Genomic DNA, 26,388 nt, shown 5'->3' with positions numbered 1-26,388 from the left:
GGGTTACGGCGGTCATAGCGTGGGGGAAACGCCCGGTCCCATTCCGAACCCGGAAGCTAAGACCCACAGCGCCGATGGTACTGCACCCGGGAGGGTGTGGGAGAGTAGGTCACCGCCGGAACAACTATTAAAGGTCCAGGCCCCGACAACGAAACGTCGGGGCCTGACCCATTTAAGGGGCCGGACGGCACTGCAGCCCCCCGTTGTGGCCGCGCTAGGGTGTAGTGGGCAATGGACTACAGCGTCCGGTCGGGTCACGGCGTATGGCAACGCCTTCGAACACGTCGCGAGAGTCTAGTGGTAGGTGCTGTTTATGTCGCCGACGGATGAACCTTCAAGGAGTTCGGTTGACTGTCGACTCAGGGCTTGCGCGCCTGGGCTCGTCCCAAGGCAAGCTTTAGCGGCTCTCGGCCGCCCGCCTCGTCGAGCAGCGTGGAATCGCCAACCACCACCAGCAGGCTCAGGGCACGGAACAGCCCGACATAGAGCTGCTCGGCTGCCCGGTCTATGTCCTTGAAAGTGTTGAAACAGAGCACCACCAGGGACAGTTCCAGCCCCTTGAAGCCCAGTACATGGCCGTTGAACTCGGATTCCCGTGGACGGAATTCGCCCCAGCACTCTTGGGCGGCGCCGCGCTCGAAGAAGTCCAGATGCACCGGGTGCCGCTCCTTGGTGGTGTGCCAGCGCCTAAATCCAGGAACGGGTGGGAACGATCGATCTCCCACCGTTTTCGGCATGGGTGGCGAAGGCCGTCCCGCCCACGGGGTGGCCAACAATCGTCTATGACGCAGAATCAACCCGGACTGGCTGGAGGCCGCCGCGGCGGCCTCCGACCGCGACGACGAGTTTGAGCTGCTCAATGGGCTTCCTGACTGGCGGCGCGATCGTCCTGACCTGATCATGGTGCCGCGAGGGGCTGCGCCGGACCGCGCTTCCGTTCTCCGTGAGTGCGCTGGCGCAGCAGGCGAACTTCGGCGAGTTCGAGTTCTGGTTAGCCCTCACTTGCAGCGGCAAGGCACCACAGGAGTGAAGCGTCGGCAGTACTAAACTTGGGATCGGTCGTTCACGACACCGTGGGCATCGAAAAATGGTGCCTGGAGCTTCAAATTGGAAAGTATTCCAGTCTCAGTTCTTGTGCACCTGCAGGGGGAATTTGTAATGGAAACTAATGTTCGAACTCCGCTTGAAGTATTTTCGCTGCCGCAGCATCTCGTAGTGCCCTTGTTTCAGCGTCCATATGTGTGGGACAGGGACAATCAGTGGGTTCCCCTTTGGCAGGACATCCGCCGGCTTGCAGAGCTAGGTCTCCAGCGACCCGACAGCACGGCTACGCATTTCTTGGGAGCTGTTGTTTTGCAAGCCATGCCCGGCCAAGTCGGGTCACTTCAGGCGTGGTCGGTCATAGATGGTCAGCAAAGGCTCACGACACTCCAGCTCATGTTTGACGCAACCGCTTCCGTTTTCGAGTCCCTAGGATTTGAGCAGCTGACCGCCAGGCTGGAAGCCCTCACGCACAACCCACGGTCGTACGTACAGGGGGACGATGCGTTGCTCAAATTGCGGCATTCGAACCGCGACCGGGCAGCCTATGACGAAGTCATGTTGGCCGACCCGCCGACTGTATATCAGGCGCTGAGCCACGGTAGCTCGCTGCTGGCGAGCGCCCACCGGTACTTTTGCGAGGAGGTAACGGCGTGGGTTGCCGATGCGGGTGATGAGATGGTGGGTGTACGAGCGAACGTGTTGGCTAGTGTCCTCGCTCAATCAATCCAAATAGTCGTCATAGCATTGAAAGCTGAAGAGAATTCTCAGGAGATCTTTGAAACCCTGAACGCTCGTGGGACGCCGCTAACTGCCGCCGACTTGATTAAGAACTTCATTTTTCAACGCCTCGAGATCGAAGGCGTTGATACCAAACGCGCCTACCGAGAGTTGTGGCCATTTGATAGCAAATTTTGGGAAAAGGAAGTAAGCGCAGGCCGTTACCCTGTCTCTCGAGGATCCTTGTTTCTAAATCAATGGCTGGTGTCTCAAGTGGGCGAGGAAGTCGGACCAAAGAATACGTTTAGTCGCTTCAAACATTACGTCGAACACGAAACCCCTCATCCGATGGCAGAGCTGCTGGCTGCTGTTCAAGAACAAGCCCGTCGGTATCAGGCCTGGACCGAAAAGGCAGCTGACCCCCAAGCCAGCCTCGACAGGGTGGAGCTGAGTGTATACCGTTCCCAAGCGGCCGAAATTGAGGCGCTGAAGCCTGCCATCTTGTGGCTTCACTCGGCTGAAGCGAGTTACTCTCCGGGCACCATCGATGGCGTTGTCGCACGAGTGGAAAGCTGGCTCATGCGTCGCGCCCTGTTGCGTCTGTCTCTCGGCGACTCGGGTCGAGTCGTAGCTGACCTGATCAAGACTCACCTGAACGTTCCGGACGACCAACTCGTTTCTCGCGTCGAGTCTTACCTGGCTCGCTTGAACGCAGTTAGCACCTACTGGCCCGGCGACGAAGAATTACGCCGTGTGCTGTCCACCGACCCGGCCTATCGCCGATTCAAGCGAGGGCGTCTACGCATGTTCCTAGAAGCCGTCGAGGATCACTACCGCGGTTTTGCCGGTTCTAACGGATCCAAAACCGGAATGCGGGTGCTTCGTCAAACCTTTCCAATAGAACACCTAATGCCGCAGGCTTGGTCGACCAATTGGCCGGTTGCAGACCTAGAAGCCGAATTGGACAGGAACGCGCACGTGCATCGACTCGGCAACCTCACCCTCATTACAAGCTCCCTGAATTCCAGCGTTTCGAACGCCGCTTGGCTTGGTGAGAAGGGCAAGCGGTCTAAGCTCGAGCAACATGATGTGCTTCTCATCAACCGGCGAATTCGACAGAATTCTGAGGGTGGATGGTCAGAACAAGAAATTAATACTCGTACGTCAGAGCTTCTGAATGCCCTCATTGCGACTTGGCCGGTTCCGGCTGGTCACGCTGGCATTATCAGTAGCGGGACGTCGAGCGCAACATTAGATACCTCCATCAGGGAGCTGGTAGCCAGTGGACATCTTGCTGCTGGGGCCCGCTTGCAGGCACGTCACGGCGAGTGGGGCCAACGGTACTGTGAAGTTATGGCCACAGGGGAACTTCGCCTCGACGATGGGCAAGTCTTCGGAACACCTTCAGGCGCGGCACACCATCTGCGCAAGGGCGCAACAAACGGCTGGGAATTCTGGGCCCTGCCTGACGGTAGACGACTGAGTCACCTTCGCGCGGCCTATCAAGCTTCGATGGGAAACCAACAGACTCTGTAGCCGCTGGCGTAGTTATACCAATTTCTTGCGATACATCCCGCGAGGCAGCCAGGACGCACCGCAGGTGTGCCCGCATTTTTCAGGTAGACATGTCTCGAAACACGTGTCGAGCCCAGGGTTAAGTTTGGAAGGCAGAGGTCACCAAAGGAAGGGGAATAGCCGCCATGTTTTCCTTGGCCTACTCGCTAACCCTGTTCCATGTACTCCTCGCTGCGGGCAGTTTGCCACACTCGGTGCAGGCACTAAGGGGCTCACAGTCTGGGCAAGCTCCCAATTTGGCGGCTGTTGCTTGACTGACTCGATTCTTGCATCGAACACACTCGAAAGTGCCGGGCGGAGCTTTCGCCTGAGCCAAGAATGGTGACTCGGGGTCTAGTGCGAGGCCTGCAGCCACGTCCGTGTCAGCGGCTAAGCCGGCGGCAACTAGTTCTACTCTAGTCATCAGAATTAGGGCCTCCTGATTGCCCGCCCTAGTGCTGAGAAGGTAGTCGGCTGCGCGTCGAGTGGGATATCCCTTACCGCGGGCTAGGGTCACCAATTCGTCCCTTGCATGGTCACTCGGATGAGCGATGGCGTTACGAACTGTTGTTAGCTCAACGAGAGCCCGCCTTTCAGTGTGCCGGTACCGTAGCCGATCGAACGGGTGTGGGCTCTCGAGGAAAGTTTCCGCGAGGTCTAGCGTTCGTTCAATGGGCAGCCAGGATAGAAATTTCTCCCTCCGTGCGCCGGCCGTAAGTAGCAGAAGATCCACTTGATCCCGCGTCGTCACAGGCACTCTGGATCCAGAACCCGCGACGCTTGCATCGTTCATCATGCATAGGTAAAACAATTCCTGAAGAAAGCTTTCCAGCACAGAGAATACTCTGAGCGTAGCGAGTTCGACCACATTGCTCAGCGTTTCCGGGGCCACGCCTCGTTTCTGTGCGTCCTGGATCGTGAGTTTTAGGGCCTCTATATCTTCCCTAAGGGTCTTTAAAAGCTCGTCGCTTGCAGCCACTATGTTCAGGTTCCCGATCCTTGAATCTAAACAGACGCAAGGAACTTAATGCGTGCCTGCCGACTCGTTCGGTCGGCAGTTGCCCCTCTGAGCGTCTTCAATAACTCGTCGTCGAGCGAGCTTGATCTGAGCTCGACTTCGGCACGCTCGAGACGGGCGACCATATCTGCGGGTGTAATCTGACCAAATTGTTCTGAAGCTACGGCGAACACAGAGTAAAACCATGCCGTCGACCGAAACCTTCGCAAGCCAGATTTCGACTCACCCTCACCGTATACCTCTTCCAGGAAGTCAAAAAGCTCCAGGAATTCTTTTTCAACATGCTCGCGCTCGAGGAATGTCTCATCAAATGCCTTGTAGAGTCCGCTGATTGAGGCCTTACTCCGAGCGATTACTCCGCGAATTAGAAAGCCCATCAGGTCCGCCGTTAGTTCTACTTCCTTCATTTGAGCCACATCTTGTCGACTAAATATTCCCCAAGACTGCCACCGCTGGTTCTGACTGTATGCCAAATAATAAGAGCTGTCCTTGAACTCACCAAAGTACGTTGCGTTACGTATTTCTTGATCATTCAGCTTTAGTCCAGTCGAGTTCATTCGCTGGAATATTGTCAGAACAGTTACGTCGTCGATGTCAGATGGCAGTACATTAACGGAGAGGGGTGTTTGCAAGATCCTTCCCTGAACATCCGAGGGTAACTGCTGGAAACCAAGACCGGAGAATTCGCGGTTATGGGTTCGCATGACAGTAAATCGATCCCAGTCATCGACGTCTGTCAGGCTGTCTATGTCAATATATGCCAGGATTGTCCGCAGTCGTTGCTGACCATCAACAACTTGGCGAATGGTCTTGGATGTAGAAATATCCAGCCGATTGTGGAGAAATAATAGGGGCAACGGAAAACCGCGCAGCAGGGAATCAATCAGGAGGCTTTTAACGCGTGGGTTCCAAACCGCTCTACGCTGATAGAAAGGCTGTAGGTCAAGGCTTCCTTGGCGTTGCCATTCCAAAAAGTCGACAACACTATACGTTGTTTTGCTTACGCCAAGGGGATTGTCCATGCGACTAGTATACGTAGATGTGGAGCGCCAATTTTGGTTTTGCCAGCTGTCCGTGACACGTAGGTTCGATGCGACAATTGGGTTGTGTTTCGCATGGTGGGCTGTCATCGCGAGGCAAGGACTCAAGGTTCCTCGCCGCGACTAGCCCCCCTGAGATTGATCAGTGGTCCGCTCGGAGCAAATCCCAGGACCGATACGGGCCAGGTGCTCGTGTCTGTCACTCGCTGCGCATAGCCTGGCGAGGTGAAGAAACTTGGTGGGGGAAAATCTGTAGAACGTTTGCCCGAAGGCTTGTACGAGCTACTCAGCACTGAGGGGCTCGGACATCTATTGGAGCAAGAGTCGGAGCTCCAGCCGGTCTTTGTAGAGATAGATGATGAGGACATACCCGACGTCCTCACTCGCCACATTGCTGACTCCGTTCGCCAAGCTCTTGCCGCAGCCAACCCGGCGAATAGAGTAGCCCTGGCCAACCGCCTTCTTCAGCAACTAAACACCCCGGACCTCATCGCAGATGGCCCCACCCAGCTCCAGTCCCTGCACCGCCCGGATGCACTCAAACGCCGACAACTCCGCCGCCCCAGTACCAAGCTCAGTGACTCGGCGTTGCTCACTAATAGCAAGGACGAGCCGAACCTGGCTGCGGAGCTCCGGGCAGAGATTGAGTCCGCCAACACCGTCGATCTGCTCTGCGCCTTCGTCCGCTGGACGGGCCTCCGCCTTCTCCAGCCGGCGCTGGAACAGCTCAGGGAACGCGGCGCCAAACTCCGGGTCATCACCACCACGTATATGGGCGCCACTGAACGCCGGGCTATCGACGAGCTCGCCACGCGGTACGGCGCCGAAGTCAAGATCAACTACGAAACCCAGGCCACCCGTCTGCACGCCAAGGCCTGGCTGTTTCGTCGAGACTCCGGTTTCGACACAGCCTATGTCGGCAGCTCCAACCTCAGCCAGGCCGCCCTCCTGGACGGCCTCGAATGGAACGTGAGACTCAGTTCAGTCGGAACGCCCACGCTGCTGCAGAAGTTCGTAGTCACTTTCGACAGCTACTGGGAGCAGCGGGCATTCCAGGCCTACGATCCAGAACGCGACGGCGAAAAGTTGGATGCCGCCCTGGAACGCAACGGTGGCCGCCGTACCGCGGCGCCAGATGCCACCACGGGCCTCGACGTACAGCCCTTCCTCCACCAGGAGGGGATGCTCGAAGAACTGGAGGCGGAGCGCCTCAAGGGCTTCAACCACAACCTCTTAGTGGCAGCCACCGGCACAGGCAAGACTGTCATCGCCGCCCTGGACTACAAACGCCTCTGCGAGGCGGCCGGCCGCGATCTCAAGCTGCTCTTCGTCGCCCATCGGCAGGAGATCCTCAAACAGGCTATGCGGACCTACCGTGACGTCCTGCAGGACGGTGCCTTCGGCGAACTCTATGTGGGGGACCACAAGCCGCAAGAGTGGAAGCATATCTTCGCCTCCGTCCAGTCGCTGTCTTCGCTAGGCATCGAACAGCTGGAACCGGACTTCTTCGACGTCGTCGTCATCGATGAATTCCACCACGCCATGGCGCCCACTTACCGACGCCTGATGGACCATCTGAAGCCGCAGCAACTTCTCGGACTTACGGCTACGCCGGAACGCGGCGACGGGGTCGACGTAGCCAAGCAGTTCTTCGACGGGCGCACCGCCAGTGAGCTGAGGCTGTGGGACGCCCTGGACGCTGACCTGCTGGTGCCGTTCCACTACTTCGGCGTCTCGGACGATGTCGACCTGAGTCAGCTGGAGTGGAAGCGCGGCAACTACGACGCCGCGCAGCTCAGCAACCTCTACACCGGCAACGATGCCCGCGCCGCCAAGGTGATCCGCGAGCTCCGTGACAAGGTCACCAGCACGGACCAGATGCGGGCCATCGGCTTCTGCGTCTCGGTCCAGCACGCCCGGTACATGGCCGAGGTGTTCAACGGCGCCGGAATCGTCTCCGTCGCCGTCGACGGCAGCACCAACGACGGCGACCGGGCAGCGGCGCTGGAACGGCTCCAACGGCGGGAGATCAACTGCATCTTCGCAGTCGACCTCTTCAATGAAGGACTGGACCTTCCGCAGGTAGACACCATCCTGTTGCTCCGGCCGACGCAGAGCGCCACCATATTCCTCCAGCAGCTCGGGCGGGGGCTACGCCGTGCTGAGGGCAAAGCCGTGCTGACAGTCATGGACTTCATCGGCCAGCAGCGGCGGGAGTTCCGCTTCGATTTGCGCTACCGGGCGCTGACCGGCTACGGCCGCAAGGAGCTGGAGAAGGCTGTCGAGGACGAATTCCCGTACCTGCCGTCCGGCTCGCAGATCGTGCTGGACCGGGTGGCGCAGAAGGTGGTGCTGGACAACATCAAGGCACAGCTGCGGTTCAACCGGGCACAGCTGGTCCGGGACATTGCCTCGTACGCCGAGACCGAGCTGGCGGCCTATCTGGAGAGGTCGGGGAACGACGTGAAGACGATCTACCGTTCCACCAGGTATTCGTGGACCGGTTACCTCCGACAGGCAGGGCTGATCGAGGGGTTTTCGCCCCTGGAGACCGTGCTCCGCGGGAAGATTGAGGAGCTGTCCGACGCGGAGGAGAAGAAGCTGCTGGGCCGCATGGCCGCGCTGACCCACGTGGACGATCCGGAGCGTGGGGCTGCCTATTCGATGCTGGTTGCTCCCGATGCGCCGCGCTACGCGGAGCTTGGCATGCGGGAGCAGGCGTTTGCCCGCATGCTCTTCTATACGCTGTGGGATGACGGCGGCGGGTTCACGACGTACGACGACGGCCTGAACCACCTGCGCGGCTACCTGTTTGTGTGCCGTGAGATTCGCCAGGTCGTAAAGCTGGGCGTGGCCGCGTCCAAACACGCAGCGAAGAGCCTCGGTGTGGGACTGCAGCACATTCCGTTGCTTTCGCACGCCACGTACCGGCGTGAGGAGGTGCTGGCGGCGCTGCAATACGGCTCGCTGGAGCAGGGCAAGAACGTCCAGCACCGTGAGGGGGTTGCTTGGTGTCCGGCGACGTCCACGGATGCTTTCTTCGTCACCCTGAACAAGGACGACAAGAAGCACTCGGCGACAACCATGTACAAGGACTATGCCATCAGCCCGGAGCTGTTCCACTGGGAGTCCCAGAACGCGACCTCACCGACGAGCCCGACGGGCCGCCGCTATCTTGACCGGGCTTCGCATGGTTCGAGGGTGCTGATTTTTACGAGGGACACCGCGGACGACGAGACCGGGCTGACTGTTCCGTACACGTGCCTGGGACAGGTGGATTACGTGCAGCATGCCGGCGAGAAGCCGATCGCAATCACGTGGAAGCTGCACCGGGCCATGCCGGCTGATGTGTTCGCAGCAGCGGCGGCCGTGACTAACTGATCTGCCCCGACCTTACGACTCATAATCGTGAGGTCGGGAGATGTAACCTCCCCACCGCTACAGCCTAAGCCCCGGAATCCCCGAGATTCCGGGGGCTTTTTGTCTTGGATGACGACTCGTCTATAAGAGGTGTCTCTTAGATTCCCCCGAAAACCATCATATTTCTCTGTGGAGTGGCTGTTAAATGGCTGCTCCTGGCACTGGCCGGGTCTGGTTTGGCAACAGTGAGGCCCTCGGCAGCCGTGTACGGCCCTTTTCGTCACCCTGCAGCTCCAATCCTACGGTCGGGTGCGTAATGGTCTCTGGATCGCCTAGAGCGGCAACTGGGAGGAAATGATTCCGGCTGCTCGACCTCCTGCTCCCGCATCTCGTGACGGTCATCCTGTACGCCGTCGAGCTGGCCCGGAGTACGTTCTCCCTGAGGATTCCTGGCAGACCAGCTGCATTTGTATAGTGCCAGACGATTCCGGCAGGCCAATTTTGGGCAAGAGCAAGTCAGTCGAGTGATCTGGATCTAGTTGGAGGGGGAACGGGCTGATGCGCCAAGGATATGCGGGAGGCTTGGGAAGATCCCGTCCAGACTTGCATCAGTTGCGACTCAAATGCGTTCGTTTCCGGTGTTCAAGTTGTCAACCGCCCTAAGATCGCCTTCGGCTGTTTTTCATGTGCTGAAGTGTTCGAGCAGGAGGACGTGCAACGATGCGACCGATGCGATGACCTGATGGCCGCTGACGAAGAGAACAGCATTTGCTCGGCTTGCTGGTCGGCGATTCTATGAGGGTCACGAGGAAGTGGGACGGTCCCCGCAGGATTCACGCCAACAGTTGCTCACGGCGAGGATCTTCACGATTCTTACACAGAGAGCTCTGAGGAACTGACGATACCGACGACTTCCCGGACAGCCAAGTTGCGCCTCATTCTGTGCCGCCGGGCCGCGGGATTGTCCCAATTTTGGGTAAGGGAATGGGGCAAAAGAGCTATGCGAGGAACTTCAGACGGGGAGGGCAATCTAAACCCGTCACAAACCACATTTGGCTGATCGTTGATCCTCCTATACAGTTCTTACTCGTTGGTAGACGACGAAGTTCCGATTTTGTTGGGGCGAATTGCAGTCTAAAGTGCGGACGTAGCTCAGCTGGTAGAGCACCACCTTGCCAAGGTGGATGTCGCGAGTTCGAATCTCGTCGTCCGCTCGCAGGACACTGTCACGGCAACGGCTCTTATGAACCGGCGCTTACACGGTGGGTTGGCCGAGAGGCGAGGCAGCGGCCTGCAAAGCCGTATACACGGGTTCGAATCCCGTACCCACCTCGGCGAAAACCATGGTTTCCGGTTAATCCCGGATGGCAATGGGCGATTGGCGCAGCGGTAGCGCGCTTCCCTGACACGGAAGAGGTCACTGGTTCGATCCCAGTATCGCCCACCAACTCGTCCGCGACTTTGTCGCCAACGAACCTCCACCTGGGCAGCTCACGCGTCCTCGTCAGCAGCCTTGGGCAGATTGCCCTCCGCGACTACCGGCCCACATAGCGGCGGGCTTGATTGGCTTTTGTCGGAGTCGGCAGGACGGTCGGGATGCCGAAACCGCTGAGCCGGTCGGCAGTCTGTGCGGCGAGCTGTTTGGTCAAGCACAGGTAGGCCACCAGATCGCCGGCTATGCGACGTTGAAACTCACAGATCACCCCGGCAACCATGGTCTTGCCCGCACATGTCGGCAGCTCCAACCCAACGTCACCCGCGCCCAAGAATTACTCGTGCCAGCTCCCTATCACCTGGCCTGGGTGATCCTAGAGCGGCCGAGAACTAGTCCGCTCCGGCAATTGTCCCGCCGTCAACGACCGCTTTGAACGCCATCAGTTCCGCCGCCATTTGATTCGTTCTGACGAACTTATGATCTCACCGGAAATGGTGTCCCGTTCCAGGGGAGTAGACACTGCCGTTCGTTTGGCATGGCTGTGCAGGTCGGGACCTTAGGCGCAATAAATCGAGCGGGGTATGCGGTCATCTCGGCATGGGCCTCGGCATGGGCGATACGTTCGAATTCTTGCGCCCGTTGGTCGACCGCCTACGGGCACCAGGCTACTGGCGTCCCTTAGCCCGCGATCCTCCGATGTCCCAGACGACGGAATAGTTCTTCAAGAGATTCGTCGTTACCTTCCAGGGCTTCACGTACGGACGGCTTTGCCACGTCAAGACCCCAATCGGTCTCACCGATCCGGATCACAGCAATCGCACGCCGGATCACGTCCGAGTGGTCGGCCGCGTATCGCGCGAGTCCTTGCCACTTGTCACGGGAGTCTCCGTGGTCAAGATGAGGGTCGATGATGTCAACGACCAGCTCGCCCTCAACGTTGCGGACGAAGATAAAGTCTGGATGCATAAGCATCAACTGTCGCTTCATGCCGCTGCCTTTGTAGTACGGCACCGACAAGGCTGATTTTCCGGAATCGGGGTTCCGGTACCAACCGACTACGTTGCGCGACGGGTCCAATTCGAGCTGGAGCGCCGCGTCCTCCCAGCTGTTGCCGCTTTGCGGATAGAGCCAGGTGCCGTCTCTCTCGAATCCCCAGATGTGCTTTTGGACTAACGAGTAGTTCGTGATTTCAACCTCGGTGCCCTTCTTACGTGCCCTCTGGGTAGCTACCCGTCCAGGGTTGGTTATCGCCAACCTTCCGTCGACTGGCTTGGTGGCCGGGTACCATATGGCCTTAAATTGCTCAGACAGCCCGAGAGTTTCGACGCGATCCTCGTAGTCCTTTTGCGTTTCCTCGATTTGGCCGGTTGCGACTTGGTTAAGCAGCTTCTTGATGTCAGCGATCTCCGCCAAGGCCGCGACGCGCATCTTTGCCTTTTTGCCAGGCACGCCGTCAGTGATCAATGCTTCGTAGTACCAAGCGCCGGTACCGCCAGGCAACCGACGTTTCGCATCTTCGAAGTAGCTGTCCAGGTCCCGAAAATGGACGGTCTTCTTTATGACTTCATCGTCTTGAACGTCATCTGTTCCGGCGCCGGCGTATTGGAAGTCGCTACGATGTGTATCAATCTCCAGGAGATCCTTCACGCGTTTGTCGACCGTTTGCCTGTTCGCACCGTCGACACGCCGCATCTCGGCGACGAGCAGGCCGCGGAGGACGTCCTCGGGAGAATCCTCCTCCTCCATGACGGTGACGATCTTCCTGTCTACCAAGCGTTCTGCAAGATCGGAGGCACGTTCCACGTCATCGGCGTAACCCTGCTTCGGCTTCGTGTACTTCGGTAGCCCGTTGATCTTGTTGAAGACCTCGGTCGACACCGTCGGGTTCTGCTCAGTCGTCTCACTAGCCAGCTCGATGACCGAAGCACCTTCGGTGTCCTTGGCGATCTCATCGACGACTTTTTTAACTTCTGTCTTGTTGTAGTACGGCAGGTAGAGCATCACGCTCTCGAGCCGGGGGTCCGGCGCATGGGTCGCACCCGGGGTTCGGATCATCCGTCCGACCAACTGCGCGATGGTGGTCGAGTCCGTCGCAGGACGAAGTGAAACCATGACCTCGGCTCGCGGACAGTCCCACCCGGTGGTGAGCGCCTCCTTGAAGAAGACAACCCGGACTGCAGTGTCCGCCTCAATCTGCTCGGCCGCGACCTTTCTCAACGTCATCTCGCCAATGGTGAAATTACCGTCATCCCCGAAGGCGTGGGCAAACGAGTGCTCGGGAAGGCCTGCGCCGGTCAGCTCGGCCCACTTGTCAGAAATGGTCCTCATCCGCTCGCCCAACTCAGCCTTCGAGATCGAGTTCTCGACTTGGAGGACCAGCGCTGGCAGGACGGGCTGGAACCCGTCGTCCTCAGCCTCCTTCCACCACTTCTGGGATCGATAGAGATCCTCGGTGGCGGACTCCAGCAACGTGTGATGAGCCTTCTGGTTCTCCTCGGCAAACTCGACACGCACCCGGGGCTTAAGGAGACCCTCGTCCTGGACTTCAGGAACCTCAACCTTCTCCTCAGGAGTGCGACGGTTACTGGCCACCATCGCGTCTTTGAAGTTCTTAGGCGTCGCCGTCATTACAAGCGCAACGGGCGCTGCGGGGTGCTCGGCACCGTTGTAAAGATTCTTCCCGCCCTCAAGGCAAATCTTGATGATTGTGTCGCGGTCGCCATTCACTTTCTCCTTGCCAATGCCTTTGTGCGCCTCGTCGATCACGAGAAGAAATTCGTCGCCGTGGTCGTGGACAGTCTTTGCGATGGCGTACCAGAGTGCGTTCCTCTTGCCCTTCGACTCGTTCGGACGCCACGAGGATGCCGACGACGTCAATTGTTGAATATGAGCGAAAGTCACGGTGCCGGACGCAAGCACTTCTTCGTCGTAAGTCTCGTCAACGACCACCAGGTTCTTCCCATAGGAGAGATGCTCTCCGTATCGGTCCATCTTGTCCGCGGATTGCCGATTCAACGAAGGACTGTCTGTTAGCCACAAAACACGGAGCGTTGGTCGTTCCTGAGCTTCGTTGCTGCCATCCAGTAGTCCCTCAATCACTTCAGTTGCCATCACCGTCTTCCCCGAACCGGTGGGGGCTACCAACAGGACAGCTGAGTGATCGTCATCCTCAACCCATATTCGGTATGCATCGTCGAGTGCCTTGAGCAGTCGGCGTACGGTCTTTTTTTGGAAGTTCTTCAGCGGGACCTTCACATCTCGTCCTTCAGATCGATCACGTTTGTTCGGAAGTTTTTGAGGTAGCTCCGGTAGAGCCGCGTCGTACGTTTCGGGTCTGCCCCTATCGCCTCAAGGCTCCGATGAAACTCTTCTGTCGAGTCAGCGACGATAAAGACGTGCCGTGGCGAGTCGCCTGCCTGGATTCGGGCCTGTAACGCCTCGGCGAGAGCCGACCTACCCTTGTTACGGAAGAGAACGCCGTAGGTCGCGAGGTCAGGCAAAGCCCAGCCGCTTCGCGGTTCCCTGTCTATAACCGGTCCTTCCGCGCCTCCGATCAACCACAGTAAGTGTGCGATTTGTTCGAACGATTGCTTCGCTTCGACGGTTTCTGGATCGAGATACACAAGGTTGAAGAACCGGGCGTTCTCTTCGAAGCCATCGCTCATTGGAAAAGGATCGGGAACATTCGCGCCGCGGATTTGGTACTTGCCCTGGATCTCATCGCCATCAGGTGTTCGGCCCGTGATGGCCGCCTGGATGCGTGGTTTCGTGATGTATTCGCAGATTCCAAGCTCTTCCCATTCGGCGTCGCCTTGGCGGAGACCCCTCGCTGTGAGCGCTACTTGCTCCTTGATTGACACCTCGTTGTTCGTCACGAGGATGGAACGACGGCGACCACCGTCCTGTCTGTTGAGTCGCATGACAGCGTGCGCCGTTGTGCCGGACCCAGAAAAGAAGTCCAAAACGAGTGCGTCCCTCTTGGTTCCAACTGCGAAACGGATTGTATCCTCAACGGCGTAAAGCGATTTGCTGTAATCAAAGCGCCGTCCGGGGATCATCTTTGCCAACATGTTTGTCCCACCGGTCTCGGCGTTGTGGGATTTTTGGTGCCAGACCCGCTTTGGACGAACGGTCGTCTCGACCTCCGTGTTGGCATAGCCCTGAGCGTGTCCGTCCTGCGCCTTCCCGGTGATGGTGATGTGTCCATTCCGGATCTTGTCGATGGTTCCCGTAGTCAGGTACTGCACCGTCCCCTTCTTCTTCGTGGCATTCCAGTTGTAGACCCGCGCGTACCCCTTTTCCCAGTTGTCTCGCAGAATGTCTGGTGTCAGTCCCCAGAGCGTTTCGCGGCCCTTGGAATCTAGCGGCCAGATCGGTACCGTCCCCTTCGGGACTTTGACGGTGTGACGATCCACGTCGTCACTGAGTGCCTCACCAACTTTACGCAGTTGACCGGTAGCCTCATCCACGAAGATGGCATAGAACTGGTTTGGTCGCGCACCGCGCTTGCTCGACGGTTCACGCCTGCGCAACCCGAGCCAATCGAGGGGTTCTGGCTGAGGTTCCGAGGCTTCCTGATCAGCAGAAGCCTCCTCCGCGTCGGACACTGAGTATCCCGGAAGCATGTTGCTTGCGCCGTGAGCAATGGCTGCCTCACCGATCAACACGTAGAAAATATGCTCTTCAACCCGGGAAAAACTGCGCTGGCGAGCTGCTCCTTTGGCGCTGATGACGCTAGTCACCATCGAAATCGGACAGCCCTTGAAGATCTGCTCCAGCAGGAGGCCGAGCCGTAGGAACTCCTTCTCATCTATGGTGACAATGAGAGTCGAGTTGTTCGGGTTGAGTAGCCGCTTTGCTAACTTCAGCCGCTTTTCCATGAAGGAAAGCCACCGCGAGTGCCGATAAAAATCTTCCCTGTCAACATAATCATTGTTGTACTTCCAGTCTTGTGCTCCCGAGTTATATGGCGGGTCAATGTAGATGCAGTCCACCTGTCCCTCGTAGGCATAAAGCAGCGTCTCCAACGCATGAAAGTTCTCGCCGTTGATCACAGTATGGAACGGCTTGGTCGGGTTACCGTCTTCATCGACCGCGCCGAGAACCTCGCCCGTTCGCTCAAGCCCCGGGAAGATCGGATCCCCGAACCGGGCGAGCGGCACTAAAGCCTCGACGGCCTCAGTGATCGGACCAGCGACGGCGCGGAAGTGCTCCGTGACTGGTCGTAAGGTCGCCTTGCCACCATCAATCGCGACAACCCGGAACGCGTTCTTCGGTCCTGGATTGTCGCGCAGGGTGGCGTACCGGTCTTCGCGGATCTGTTGCCCATGCAAGACAACCGACTCGGGCGTGTGCTTCTCGAATACCAGCCCATATTCAGCTTGACTACGCAAGCGCTCGAATGCGGCAGCGATCCGTCTCCGAAGTGAGGGATCTTCGATGGCAGCGATATCCGTGTCCAGCGCGTTGGTGGACCTGCGATCGCCACTCATCAACGCTTCATTTGGGGAGGCGGTGTCATCCGGTGCCATCTACTACCTTCAATCTCGTGCTGTCTTGATGTTCGTTCACGCCAGTACCGCGTGTGTGCGTGCAACCCAGGCTTGCGTGAAGGTGGAATGCTCTACCTTCACAGTAACTAAGCGGTGCACTCGTCTAGGACAAATCCAACAGCCTCTGCCTCGTGAGTCGCGCACCACTGAGAACGGCACACCGTCGGTCTCGGTGACGGTCGAAAAGTGAGCCCCGGCTCCCCGCGGCGGTTCAATTCTCTCCGAAGTTGATGAATTACTACTTGCCTCCGCCTCACTCCCTGCCTGAGCCGCCTTACTCCAAGGTTGTCAGTACGAGGTTGAATAGGTCCGGAACAACGGGCCCGAGCTCATCGAGCCAGCTGCGCCCACGGACAATTAGAATCTTGCGGGACTCGCCGCTACCATCACTATCCCGGACAGCAGCTATGGACACATTGAGGCAGAAAGCGACACATATGAAGAAGCGCGCGAGAAACTGCGTGCTTCTCGAAGATGGCCAGAACCTCCTAGCCATTCGCAGGGATCGCTAACCGGGTGAAAGTCTGCATGGCAGGATGACATCGGCCGGGCGCCGGCCCTGAGAATCGGCAAGTGGTGCCGGAAGGACGCGGTTCCCCATTTCTGATGGCGGGTAGAACAGATGGTACGCGGTAACAGGATTTATGTGCGGGGCTTGCGCCCGCGGACCCTGCCACCGCGCCAGCCGGGAAGATCTGTATTCAGCCGCGTTTCTTTGTTCTGGTCCAGTTCGCGGGATCGGTGTTTCATGCGTTGGGTGTGTAGCCAGATGCCCAGGGTCCGCTCTTGTTCGCTGTCGGTCGTTTTGTGCCGGGGCCAGTCGTTTCCGGCGGCCATATAGTTGATCAGCTCGGTCAGGCGCTGGTGCCAACGTGCTGCATCCCTGGTCTTGCGGGTCGGTTGTTGATTCCAGCCAGGTATTGCCTTCAGGCCTTCCCTGTAGATGGGGGAGAGGGCGCCCCGGTCCGCGTCCTGCCGCCGCCGCAGGAGCCACACTGCCAGTGCCCGTTCACCGGGGGATTTGCCCTTGAAGGTGGGCAGTCTGTCCTCCGATCTGTACAGGGCGATGATGTTTTCCATGTTCCGCAGCCCCGCGCTGGAAGGCTGGCCCGGTGCGCCGGCCGCCGCCCGATGCTCATCCCGGATGGATGGCACTGCCTGGGCTGCGATGTGGAGGTGGTAGCGGACGGTGCTTTTGGCTACGCCTGCTGCGGCGGCGATCTTCGGCGAGGGGATGCCTTGGCGGTACATCTGGACCCATTCTGGGTGCGGTGCCTTTCGCCTGTGTCCGGGCATGGCAGGTCAGTTGTCCTTTCGGATGGCGATCAGCTTCGTGCCTTCCGGGACGGCCGCTTCGATGGCGGCCTTGGTGGTGTCGTAGCTGTCACCGTGGGCGGTGATGTAGTTGATGCTGCCGTCGGCTCTTTGGGTCGTTCCGATGTGTTCCACTGGATCAGCCTAAACGGCTCCGGGTTGGCGACGAGAACCCGCCAGGTCCGGGGCGAAGTCCGCCAAGCACGGTGCAGCCGCGCCGCTTCAATGGAGGGAACCTGAGGGTCGGACTAAGATCGATGACAATGACCGATACACAGGTCAATGGCACGTCTGGGGGAGCGGCTAAGCAATGGCGACGGTAGAGCAACAGGTTCGATCAGTAAGTGACGCGATCGACCGCAACATCTTGATGATCACTACAGACCGTGGTTTCCTTTCCCAGAATGTGATGCAGTACCTGCGTGATCTTGTCGAAGCATTGATTGTCTGGACACATCTACGCGATTCGTCCGTTCCGTTCAACTACCAGACTCAGTTTGACTCAGCGCGGGATGCGGCAAAGGCAAATGCGAGATTCAGCATTCTGACTCGGTTTCACTCGCTGCTCCAAATCAGTGCTTCGCACTACACGCTGGAAGGTGATCCTTCAGAACGTCTGATGCTCAAGTACTACGGGTATCTGCTGCAGACTCGCAAAGTCGCCCAAGAGCAGCTGGGAATCGCTATCCTCCAGAACCTTGAGCAGTTCCCCATCGATCAAGACCCGTCACTGCGAGAGTACTATGAGGGGATCGCAGCACGAATTGAAGCGACGAAGTCGTCCCTGTCGTCCAATAGGCGAGAGCGCTACTACATCCACAGCTCGCGGCCATTCTTTGTCGGCGGCAGGATCCACTACGAAGTCACCTTTACTTTGGCTCACAACCGGACGAGCAAATTCGATCGGGCCATCGGGTTCACCGACATCGATATGACAGACAAGTATGCGGCGAGCCTTGACTTATTGGCCGACGACATCAATGTACTCGGGCAGACCATGCCGATCCTCATCATCCGCGATTGGTCTGTCTCGATCCGTCCCTGCGAGTTTGATAATTTTGCACGGTTTTTTAACCAGCCGATCCGTGTTCAATCAAGCCATGCCGAGTACCGCAACTTGATGCAGTACCTCACGACAACCAGAGGCAATCTCCTCGACTTGGTGGACATGCCGGATGATGCGTACAGCGGGATCAGGACGTGGACAGCAAGAAATACCCAGGGCCCGCTACGAATCTTCCCCGCCTTGGACAGCGCCCGGCAGTTGATCCAAGCTGATCGGCCAGGTTCTCGTCTCCTGCGGTATCTCTTGCTGAGAATGAATAATCAAGTCATAAAAGACCAGTTCCATTCGGAGCAGAACAGATGGCTTTCGAACCTGCGCGTGACGAGCACCAGTAGTCCCTTCGACACAATGCCGTTCTGCACCTCCCCGGCCCGGCATAATACTCATTTCGCCGACGTTGCGGAGAGCATTGACGCCTTGAATCGGAAGCACGAGCTCTTGGCGCGACGTGTGCGGAACAATGTGGAGCAACACGGCAAGATTTACACGCCGGCAACGGAACTAGAAGACCTCGGCGACGTCGATACTCTCATCCTGCGCCATAACCAACTGTTGCCGAAGACGGTGCGCCATGCCCCGCGAACGCTGGTTCACGCTAATGGACACGTGTTTATCAAAGGTTACGAGGACGATACGGTCTCGATCATCAACAAGCTGCAGGACGTCGCGTCCGAAGGTGTCCTTGATCACGTGACGGATGCGCAAGCTTGGCTTGACGAGAACGCGCAACTGCCGGATTCTGACCCGCAAAAGATAGATGACCCTTTGAAAGCAGACGCCCTGAGATCGCTGTTCGAACATTCGAAGGTGGCTCTCGTCTATGGCGCTGCTGGTACCGGCAAGTCGACGATGGTCAACTACATCGCTAACTACTTCACGGACGAGCGCAAGCTCTTCCTTGCCCACACCAACCCGGCGGTAGACAACCTCAAACGACGGGTCAATGCTTCGAACTCGTCCTTCAGCACCATCACGAAGCATGCGAAGGGCGGCTGGTCCGGGGGCTTCCATTACGGCGTGCTCGTCATCGACGAGTGCAGCACCGTGAGCAACGCGGATCTCCTGAAGGTCCTTGAGGGGACTTCATTCGATCTCCTCGTACTCGTTGGCGACGTCTACCAGATCGAATCAATTGAGTTCGGAAACTGGTTCAGTACTATTCGCTCTTATCTGCCGGAAGAATCAGTGTTTGAGCTGAAGCATCCGTACCGCACTACGGACGAAAACCTTCTCACGCTCTGGGACAGAGTGCGGAAGCTCGACGACAGCATTGAAGAGTCGCTTGCGAAGAACGGGTATTCAAAGGTGCTTGGGGAGACGCTCTTCCATCACCATGGCGATGACGAAATCGTCCTATGCCTGAACTATGACGGTCTCTACGGGATCAACAACATAAATCGGTTCCTACAAGCAAGCAACGTAAACGCCTCGGTGGTCTGGAGTGAAGCCGTCTACAAGGTTGACGATCCGATTCTGTTCAATGAGTCCGACCGCTTCAGTGGAGTCATCTTCAACAATATGAAGGGCAGGATCGTCAAGATTGATCGCGTACCAGGCCGCATCACGTTCGATGTCGATATCCATCATGAGGTGTCTGGTGATGACGTCCGATGGACTGAGCTTCGCCTAGTTGGGGACTCAATTGTGCAATTCGATGTCTTCGAGCGAGGAAACACAGATGACGATGATGACACGGCGAATACAATCGTGCCCTTCCAGATCGCTTATGCCGTATCTATACACAAGGCCCAGGGCCTTGAGTACGACTCGGTGAAAGTCGTGATCACTGACGCAAACGAGGAGAACATCTCGCACAGCATCTTCTACACCGCGATCACCCGAGCGCGTCAGCAACTTGAAGTGTTTTGGACACCAGAGACGCAGAAGCGGATTCTGGACCGGCTTGAAGTGCGCGAGAACATCAAGGACGAAAGTCTGCTCCGCGTACGGCGGGGCGTATTGCCTGTCGCCAAGCGTCCGAAACTTCAGAAGGCCCGTCGAGTGCTCTAGAGGTAAAGCGGTGGTACACCGCTTCCTGACGAGCACGGAGGCAGCTGAAGAGTTGAATGTGAGCCCCAACCAAATCCGGTCTCTACTGAAGAACGGAGAGCTGCGCGCCATCCAGGTCGGCGGAAGGGGCCTGTGGCGCATTGGGGTCAACGACCTCGAAGACATCGCTGAAGCCTACCGGGACACCGGCCAGCGCATCGCTGCAGGGGAGCTTGTGGAAGATGTGGAGCTCGACGCTAAGTAGCCGTGATTGTTGATTCCGGGCGCGCTTAATGTGGCCAGCATGATCGAACGCGGCGTCAAGCGTCCTCTCTGACACCGCGACGGGCTTCTCGCCCAGCACCTCCAGCCGCTCCACCGTCAGCAGCACCCGGCTTCCGTCAGCAAACACGGCAGGCCCTGCGTTTGGCGTACTCGGCCGTGCTGCGCCGGCATCACCTGCTGCAGCCGGTGATCCCGGCGCAGCTTCAAGACGTCGGCCACCTCGTGCAGGTGCCGGGGGCTGTGTCGGTCCGGGCTGATGCCCAGTGCCAGCGGCGCCACGAATCTGCCAGATCGTTTGAGATCTCCGGGCGCGGGATGCGTGGACCTGCGCTGTGTGGAGAAAGCCAACTGTGCCGGCACAGTCGGGACGAAGTTCCATCATGGGGCCCGACTGTAACAGAGCAGCCAGGCGTAAGCGCCAACTTTGACCGGGGGTCGGCCCAAATGCGGGACTCGTACTGCGGGCACACGAAGTGGTCATCTCTGGCGACGTTCGAGGCCCTGTCCCGGGAGTTCATGCCATCCGCCCGCACAGTCCACCGGGTGGATCCCGATGCTCTGGAGCTTGCCAGACAGGAGGGAACAGCGGAACGCGTACGCGCCGACGTAGCCGGCCATGTAGGGAACGCACGACGGGGGCGCCTCCCTGGCTGCTCATCTTCCGTGCCTGCGTCCCGGCAGAGTGCGCGGCGGCTTGGTGTTGCGCTACGTCGGGCGGAAATCCTGGCGCTGCTGGACTCACGCTCGCAGGGCTGGAGCGCCGAGGAACTGGCGTACGAGCTGCACGGCGACGCGGGCACACCCCAGGCCCTCCGGACTGAAATGTTCCGGGTCCCCTCGATCCTGGGCGATGCCGCGACGTCGACCCCGTACCGGCTGGCCGCCGGGCTGGCCGCGTGCTCGGATGCGGGGGTGCTGCGGCTGCTTCGCGAGGGTCTTCTGGCCGAGATGCTCGAGTCGTACACCGCTCCCCTGCTCAGACGGTCGCGTGTTCTGGCTGTGCAGCTGCTGCGGGACCAGCTGGACCTTGCTGTTGGCTCGGCGGTGCGGTCCAGTAGTGATGCCGGACTGCTGGTCCGGTGGCTTTCCACAGATATGGGGGCAGCCGATCTCGACGCAGTTGAAGCACTGAGACGGCTGGTAGGTCGCGGGGGTGCACGGTATCTGCCATTTCTAGCTTCCGCCACACGTTCAGCCTGTCGAGACCCAGATGAAAAGATCCCGGCTAAAACCCGGTGGTGAGCTTCTCGAAATCCATGTGGTTGAGCTTGCAGCCGTGAGGGTCAGGACGACAACCCACGCGGCGGCGCGGACTATCATGTCTACTGCATGACAGTCAAGAAGTAGCGTCAAGCGCGTCCGGGCAGGTCCGTCTCCTCAGGTACCCCGGGCCCTTGGAGACGGACCTGCTCGATGGATTAGCAGGTCATCACTCGCATCCCACGCCGTCGCCATCCCGATCGAGGCCATAGATGTCAGATCCGACGACGGTGACAGGTCCGCGTACGTACGCGGGACCGTTGCCGCTTCCTCCGGCGCAATCGACGTCAGATGCAATCGGCACACACGGCCCTGCGTAGTTTGGATCGCATCCGGACGGAGCCGCGGGGGCGGCAGGCTGAACGGGCGGCTGGACTTTCGGCGCCGCTGCGGACGCCGCTGCGGCTGCTGCGGCCGCGGCGGCCTCTTGCTGGCGTGCCGCCTCATCGGCTGCAGCCTGTTGGCGGGCCGCCTCCGCAGCAGCCTGTTCCTGGGCCGCTTTTGCCGCCGCATCTTCCGCTGCCTTGTCTGCAGCTGCCTTCTCGGCCGCGGCCCGCGCGTCCGTTAACTTCTTTGATTCTGACTGCTCCATCCACAGCAGCTTTCCTGCATCGTTCTTCGTGCAAATGACGACCTTGGGCGCGTACGTCTCGGTCGCATTTTCGGTGACGCAGGCGGATGAAGCCGGCGCAGTTCGAGTGGGTGTCGGCGTCGCAGTCGCGGATGCGGACTCGCTTGTCAGCGCGGCAGTGGACGAGACGGCCGATTGACCGCAAGCCGTCGCTGAGAGCACTACGGCGACAGCTAGGGCAGCACCAGCCACTCGACGTCGGGAAATCCATGAACCCGGCGAGGTGCCGACGGCCTCGGGAACCTCACTTTGGGCCGGCTTTCGCCGATGATTGCGCCGAGAATGTGTATTCATTTATTGCCCCCATGGTTCGAATTGATGGCACGCCCTTGTTGTGCTGCGGGACCTGGTCATCGCCACGAACCGGCTGTTAGCTGCGACCAGCGGTGGAGACCGAGTGAAATTGCTGGGCGAGTATGCCGTTGAGTCAGCACGGGATGTGCGTCGGCTGAACGCGGGAAGAACAGGAACATGGAAGCAAGCCTGACCCTCCTGTCTCAAAGCCTCCGCAGTTTCTTCCCAGCTTTCGCGCAGGAACACGGACGGACCAATGACTCAGCTTCGCTCCATTTCCTTACAGCCCGGCCGCGGCGGGCCATGAGTTCCTTGCGCCGGGTTTGGGCGTAGTCGGCATCGCAGATGCCGTCCTCCCCGGTGACGGCGTCGACGCCCAGGAACAGCCGATTAAGGCTCATCCGCTCCAACTGGTGGTCGCGGATGGCTTTACGGTCACCGGCTATGAGGATGTCAGCCGCCGCGTCGCCCGCACCGGTGCCATGCGCTACGGGATATTCACGCTTGCCAAAGCTGGGGAGAACGGGCGGTAACCCGCACACCATAGTGGCGGGCTGACCGCGAGCGGCCTGTTGGAGCTCTGCCTCAGGGCAGCGGCGGCCGTTCGCCTATGCTGACGGAGGCCGACGGCGGCAGGTGCTCCCGCCGCCGTCGTTCCAGCCGCGGCAGTCCAGGGCGTCGAACTGCTCTTGCCAGAGGGACAGCTCGCGGGCCTTAGAGCCTGTGCGACGGGCTCCATTTTGGCCAGATCCCGGACGCGGGCTGTGCATGCGCCGGCGGCCGGTCCTGGATGCGGGGGATCCTCGGCGGGGAGGGCCCGCGCTGCACGTTCCGTCCGCTGCCCACGGCTGGCCTGGCCAGCGCTTTTGGCCGGGTCCCGGGCCCGGCGGGCAGAGGCTTCAGGTCCGTCGCCCAGAAAATCAGCTTGCAGCACGTCAGATGATGCCGCACAGGACCATCGCGGCGAACAGGACGGCAATCCACAACAGGAAGCCGATCGCGGAGAAAACGTGGCCGCGGTTAAGGGAAGGGCTGAATCTCCCGAAGAGGGACTGTGGCCGCAAGAGCTGGAGCAGGCCTGCCCCGTCCCCCGGTTCAGGCTCCGAGCCGGTGCGCCAGGTCCGGAATGCTTGCCGCCGAGAGGTCCCAGTCGCTCTCCGGCGTCAGATCCGCAACCTGGCCAGGGCCGTATTCGGTGGGGCGGGCAATGAACGCAGTCGCCAGGCCGGCCTCCCGGGCAGCACGCAGGTCGTTGTTGTGGGCGGCCACGAGCATCACAGCACCTGGCCTGAGGTCCAGGAACTCCGCAGTCCGAAGGTAGGCCGCCGGCAGCGGCTTGTACGTGCGCGTCATGTGCGAGCCGATGATCACGTCCCACGGAAGGCCGGCGTTTCTGGCCATGTCCAGTAACAGCGAGGTGTTGCCATTGGACAGGGGACCCACGGTGTAGCTACGGCGGACGGCGGCCAGGCCTTCCACGCTCTCCGGCCATGGGGGCAGACGGTGCCACGATGTGTTCAACGCCTCCAGGTTTCCTGCGTCCAGCCGGTCCGGATCGAAGCCGTGATGGCGGAGCACCTGGTCCAGGTTCTCGCGGTGGAGTGTGTCCAGCGTGGCGAATTCGCGGGACCCGATGCCGATGGCCTCCATCGCCGGCTGGTAAAGGCTGTCTCCTTCCCCAAACTTCCCTGACCGTTAGTCTGGCAGTATGCGCACTGATTTCGATCCGGCAACCACGTCCGCCAGTGATTTCTACCGGCTGCTCACCGCGGTGGTGGTGCCCCGGCCCATCGCCTGGGTATCCAGCGTCTCGCCGGAGGGCGTTGACAACCTGGCCCCGCACTCGTTCTTCACCGTGGCGTCCACGAATCCGCCCATCGTGCAGTTCACCTCGGTGGGGGAGAAGGATTCGCTCCGCAACATCACCGAGTCCAAAGAATTCGTGGTGAACCTCGCCCCGGCAGCGCTGCTGGAGGAGGTCAACGCCACCGGCACCAATTTTCCGCCCGATGTCAGTGAGTTTGACGCCGCCGGCCTCACCCGGGAGCCGAGCCTCACCGTGGCTGCGCCGCGGGTCAAGGAATCGCTGGCGGTACTCGAATGCCGCCTCCACTCGGTCCTGCCGATGGGGGACTCCATCCTGGTTTTCGGCGAAGTGACACACGCCGCCGTGAGTGACGCCGTTCTGGACGGCAGCCACCCTCGGATTGACCTCCTGGAGCCGCTGTCCCGGCTGGGCCTGGACGAGTGGGGCATGCTGGGCACCGTCCAAGACCTCAAACGGATCCGGCTCAAGGACTGGCCGGGGCCTTTCCGCCCGAAGGCCTGAAACCGGCGGAAGCCAGGCAGAGCCAAGGGAAGCCAGGCCGCGTAAAGAAGGAAAGGGATGCCCTGCCACGCAGGACACCCCTATCCCGTCCGATGTCCGGTGATCAGCCGAGGCCCAACTGGACGAACACGAACCACACGAGGAGCGGCACCACGCCGATCATCGCGATGGCCCAGAGCAACAGCGCCCGGAAGAACATCCGCTCGTCCTTGGGCTGCGCGCTCGCCATCAGCAACGCGCCGCTGGTGGACATCGGGCTCACGTCAACCACCGAGGAACTGATGGCGATGGCCGTCACTACCCCGATGGGCGTCAGCAACGGATCCATGGCGATGGGTGCCACCACCGGGCTGATGACGCCGAGGGTGCCGGTGGTGGAGGCGAAGGCCGAGACGATCGCCACCACATAGCTGGTGATCAGGGCGGCAAGGGAGCTGTTGCCCAGGCCGGCGATGCCTTCCTGCAGCTCCTTCAGAGCACCCATCTCTTCGAGCATGCCCACGTAGGTGACGATGCCGGTCACCAGGATGATGGCTGACCACGGCATGCTTTCCACTGCCGGCTTCTGCACGTCCGAGTCCAGGACGATCAGCACCGTGGCAATGACCAGCGAAGCGACGCCGACGTCAATGCCCAGGACGGTGGTGAGCACCAGCAGGGCGGCGATGCCTACCAAGGTGAGGATGCGCATGGGGGTTGCGGCCACCTTCTCGGGGCCGGTCCTGGTGGCGCTTCCGGCAGCCACGGAAGTCTGCGCGGGCGCGGTGAGCACAGCCGTTCCCGAACCGGATGGGGCCGAAGCGCTGCTGACAGCGGGAGCGGCAGCGCCGCCGTCGTGCTTTGCGCCGCCGGTCTCACCGCCCTGGAGACGCGCCTCCTCCTTGGCTGCCCGGCGCTTCATGATGGCCTGCACCAGGACGTAGGCGATTGCGGCCAGGATGGCATTGAAAACGAAGCAGTAGGCGTAGAGCTTGAAGGAACCGTCCGCGGCACCGGCGCCGTCCAGCATCTTGTTGGCCAGCACACCGAAAGGGTTGACCGGGGAGAAAGCACCGGCGTTGGCGCCCTGGACGATCACCAGTCCCATGGCCAGGGTGCTGATGCCGAACCGCATGCCCAGCGCCAGCCCCACCGGCGCCACGATGGCGATCGCGGCGGGGGTGAACGCACCGGCCGAAGCGAGAGCGGCCGTCAGCAGGAACATCAGGATGGGCACCAGGATCTTCCGGTCGCCCGCAAGCCGTTCAGCCCAGTAGGCCAGCAGGTCGATGGTGCCGTTGATCCGGACAATGGCGAAGAGCAGGGTGGCGCCCACCAGGATGAAGAAGAGCCCGGCAGGAAACTGGCCGATGACGTCCTTGATGGACATGCCTGCCAGGAGGGTGCCGACACCGAACGCGGCAACGGTGGCCAGCAGGCCGGCGTTGATCTTGGTGAAGGAACCGATGGCAAAAGCCGCCACCAGGACCAGGAACGCGATAAGTGACAGGGACATGGTGC

The 26,388-nt window shown here is 59.8% G+C and carries 18 protein-coding genes, 3 tRNA genes and 1 rRNA gene; 12 read left to right on the top strand and 10 right to left on the bottom strand.

Features of this window, described 5'->3' with window-relative positions; translation table 11 throughout:
* Window positions 1-4 precede the first annotated feature (4 nt).
* Window positions 5-121: ribosomal RNA gene (rrf, locus tag ABV518_RS14025) — 5S ribosomal RNA — on the top strand.
* A gap of 238 nt (window positions 122-359) precedes the next feature.
* Here the strand turns inward: rrf and ABV518_RS14020 are convergent.
* The gene (locus ABV518_RS14020; protein ID WP_367767717.1) at window positions 360-656 is read right to left on the bottom strand and encodes a hypothetical protein; all 297 of its coding nucleotides are present in this window, start codon (window positions 654-656) and stop codon (window positions 360-362) included.
* 502 nt (window positions 657-1,158) lie between these two features.
* Here ABV518_RS14020 and ABV518_RS14015 point away from each other — a divergent pair.
* Window positions 1,159-3,297, top strand: coding sequence for a DUF262 domain-containing protein (locus ABV518_RS14015; protein ID WP_367767715.1), 2,139 nt, complete (start codon window positions 1,159-1,161; stop codon window positions 3,295-3,297).
* A gap of 1,023 nt (window positions 3,298-4,320) precedes the next feature.
* Here ABV518_RS14015 and ABV518_RS14010 read toward each other — a convergent pair.
* A complete protein-coding gene (locus ABV518_RS14010) occupies window positions 4,321-5,355 on the bottom strand; it encodes a DUF262 domain-containing protein (protein WP_367767712.1) in 1,035 nt (344 codons plus the stop codon).
* Between the two features lie 330 nt (window positions 5,356-5,685).
* Here ABV518_RS14010 and ABV518_RS14005 point away from each other — a divergent pair, with 330 nt between their 5' ends.
* From ABV518_RS14005 to ABV518_RS13990, 4 genes are all read left to right on the top strand, one after another.
* On the top strand, window positions 5,686-8,754 hold the full coding sequence (locus ABV518_RS14005; protein WP_367767710.1) for a DUF3427 domain-containing protein: 3,069 nt from the start codon (window positions 5,686-5,688) through the stop codon (window positions 8,752-8,754).
* Between the two features lie 1,120 nt (window positions 8,755-9,874).
* Window positions 9,875-9,947 (top strand) — tRNA-Gly (locus tag ABV518_RS14000).
* A 47-nt stretch (window positions 9,948-9,994) separates the two neighbouring features.
* Window positions 9,995-10,065: transfer RNA gene (locus tag ABV518_RS13995), tRNA-Cys, on the top strand.
* Window positions 10,066-10,105: 40 nt separating this feature from the next.
* Window positions 10,106-10,180, top strand: a tRNA-Val gene (locus ABV518_RS13990).
* 88 nt (window positions 10,181-10,268) lie between these two features.
* Here ABV518_RS13990 and ABV518_RS13985 read toward each other — a convergent pair.
* The 5 genes from ABV518_RS13985 to ABV518_RS13965 form a co-directional block, all read right to left on the bottom strand.
* On the bottom strand, window positions 10,269-10,478 hold the full coding sequence (locus tag ABV518_RS13985; protein ID WP_367767708.1) for a hypothetical protein: 210 nt from the start codon (window positions 10,476-10,478) through the stop codon (window positions 10,269-10,271).
* Window positions 10,479-10,846: 368 nt separating this feature from the next.
* Window positions 10,847-13,423, bottom strand: coding sequence for a DEAD/DEAH box helicase (locus tag ABV518_RS13980; protein ID WP_367767707.1), 2,577 nt, complete (start codon window positions 13,421-13,423; stop codon window positions 10,847-10,849).
* Window positions 13,420-15,699, bottom strand: a complete 2,280-nt coding sequence (locus ABV518_RS13975; RefSeq protein ID WP_367767705.1) for a site-specific DNA-methyltransferase — start codon at window positions 15,697-15,699, stop codon at window positions 13,420-13,422. The genes ABV518_RS13980 and ABV518_RS13975 overlap by 4 nt, the downstream gene beginning before the upstream one ends.
* A gap of 663 nt (window positions 15,700-16,362) precedes the next feature.
* Window positions 16,363-16,971 (bottom strand): helicase associated domain-containing protein, encoded by a 609-nt coding sequence (locus ABV518_RS13970; RefSeq protein WP_367767703.1) that lies wholly within the window; start codon window positions 16,969-16,971, stop codon window positions 16,363-16,365.
* Window positions 16,972-17,022: 51 nt separating this feature from the next.
* Window positions 17,023-17,169 (bottom strand): hypothetical protein, encoded by a 147-nt coding sequence (locus tag ABV518_RS13965; RefSeq protein ID WP_367767701.1) that lies wholly within the window; start codon window positions 17,167-17,169, stop codon window positions 17,023-17,025.
* A gap of 175 nt (window positions 17,170-17,344) precedes the next feature.
* On the opposite strand from ABV518_RS13965, the gene ABV518_RS13960 reads away from it, so the two are divergent.
* The 3 genes from ABV518_RS13960 to ABV518_RS13950 all read left to right on the top strand — a co-directional run bounded on the left by ABV518_RS13960 (window position 17,345) and on the right by ABV518_RS13950 (window position 21,616).
* Window positions 17,345-20,110, top strand: coding sequence for an ATP-dependent RecD-like DNA helicase (locus ABV518_RS13960; protein ID WP_367767699.1), 2,766 nt, complete (start codon window positions 17,345-17,347; stop codon window positions 20,108-20,110).
* A 10-nt stretch (window positions 20,111-20,120) separates the two neighbouring features.
* Window positions 20,121-20,354, top strand: a complete 234-nt coding sequence (locus ABV518_RS13955; protein WP_367767697.1) for a helix-turn-helix domain-containing protein — start codon at window positions 20,121-20,123, stop codon at window positions 20,352-20,354.
* Between the two features lie 683 nt (window positions 20,355-21,037).
* On the top strand, window positions 21,038-21,616 hold the full coding sequence (locus tag ABV518_RS13950) for a hypothetical protein (protein WP_367767695.1): 579 nt from the start codon (window positions 21,038-21,040) through the stop codon (window positions 21,614-21,616).
* A 187-nt stretch (window positions 21,617-21,803) separates the two neighbouring features.
* Here the strand turns inward: ABV518_RS13950 and ABV518_RS13945 are convergent, their stop codons facing one another.
* Window positions 21,804-22,226 carry a hypothetical protein gene (locus ABV518_RS13945; RefSeq protein WP_367767693.1) on the bottom strand — a complete coding sequence of 141 codons (423 nt, stop codon included), beginning with the start codon at window positions 22,224-22,226 and terminating at the stop codon, window positions 21,804-21,806.
* A gap of 34 nt (window positions 22,227-22,260) precedes the next feature.
* Between ABV518_RS13945 and ABV518_RS13940 the strand changes: the two genes are divergently transcribed.
* Window positions 22,261-22,404: a hypothetical protein gene (locus tag ABV518_RS13940; RefSeq protein WP_367767691.1), complete on the top strand. Its 144-nt coding sequence runs from the start codon at window positions 22,261-22,263 to the stop codon at window positions 22,402-22,404.
* Window positions 22,405-22,882: 478 nt separating this feature from the next.
* Window positions 22,883-23,092: a hypothetical protein gene (locus ABV518_RS13935; protein ID WP_367767689.1), complete on the top strand. Its 210-nt coding sequence runs from the start codon at window positions 22,883-22,885 to the stop codon at window positions 23,090-23,092.
* Window positions 23,093-23,654: 562 nt separating this feature from the next.
* On the opposite strand, the gene ABV518_RS13930 is transcribed toward ABV518_RS13935, so the two are convergent.
* Window positions 23,655-24,209 carry an HAD-IA family hydrolase gene (locus ABV518_RS13930; RefSeq protein WP_367767688.1) on the bottom strand — a complete coding sequence of 185 codons (555 nt, stop codon included), beginning with the start codon at window positions 24,207-24,209 and terminating at the stop codon, window positions 23,655-23,657.
* 58 nt (window positions 24,210-24,267) lie between these two features.
* Between ABV518_RS13930 and ABV518_RS13925 the strand changes: the two genes are divergently transcribed.
* Window positions 24,268-24,888, top strand: coding sequence for a flavin reductase family protein (locus tag ABV518_RS13925; protein WP_367767686.1), 621 nt, complete (start codon window positions 24,268-24,270; stop codon window positions 24,886-24,888).
* Window positions 24,889-24,991: 103 nt separating this feature from the next.
* Here the strand turns inward: ABV518_RS13925 and ABV518_RS13920 are convergent, their stop codons facing one another.
* Entirely contained in the window at window positions 24,992-26,383 is a 1,392-nt protein-coding gene (locus ABV518_RS13920; RefSeq protein WP_367767684.1) for an SLC13 family permease, read from the bottom strand.
* Between the last annotated feature and the right edge of the window lie 5 nt (window positions 26,384-26,388).

The organism is Arthrobacter sp. HS15c, from assembly GCF_040812005.1.
Classification (GTDB): domain Bacteria; phylum Actinomycetota; class Actinomycetes; order Actinomycetales; family Micrococcaceae; genus Arthrobacter.
Note: the sequence above shows the minus strand (reverse complement) of the source record. Positions and strands in the feature narration are given on the sequence as shown.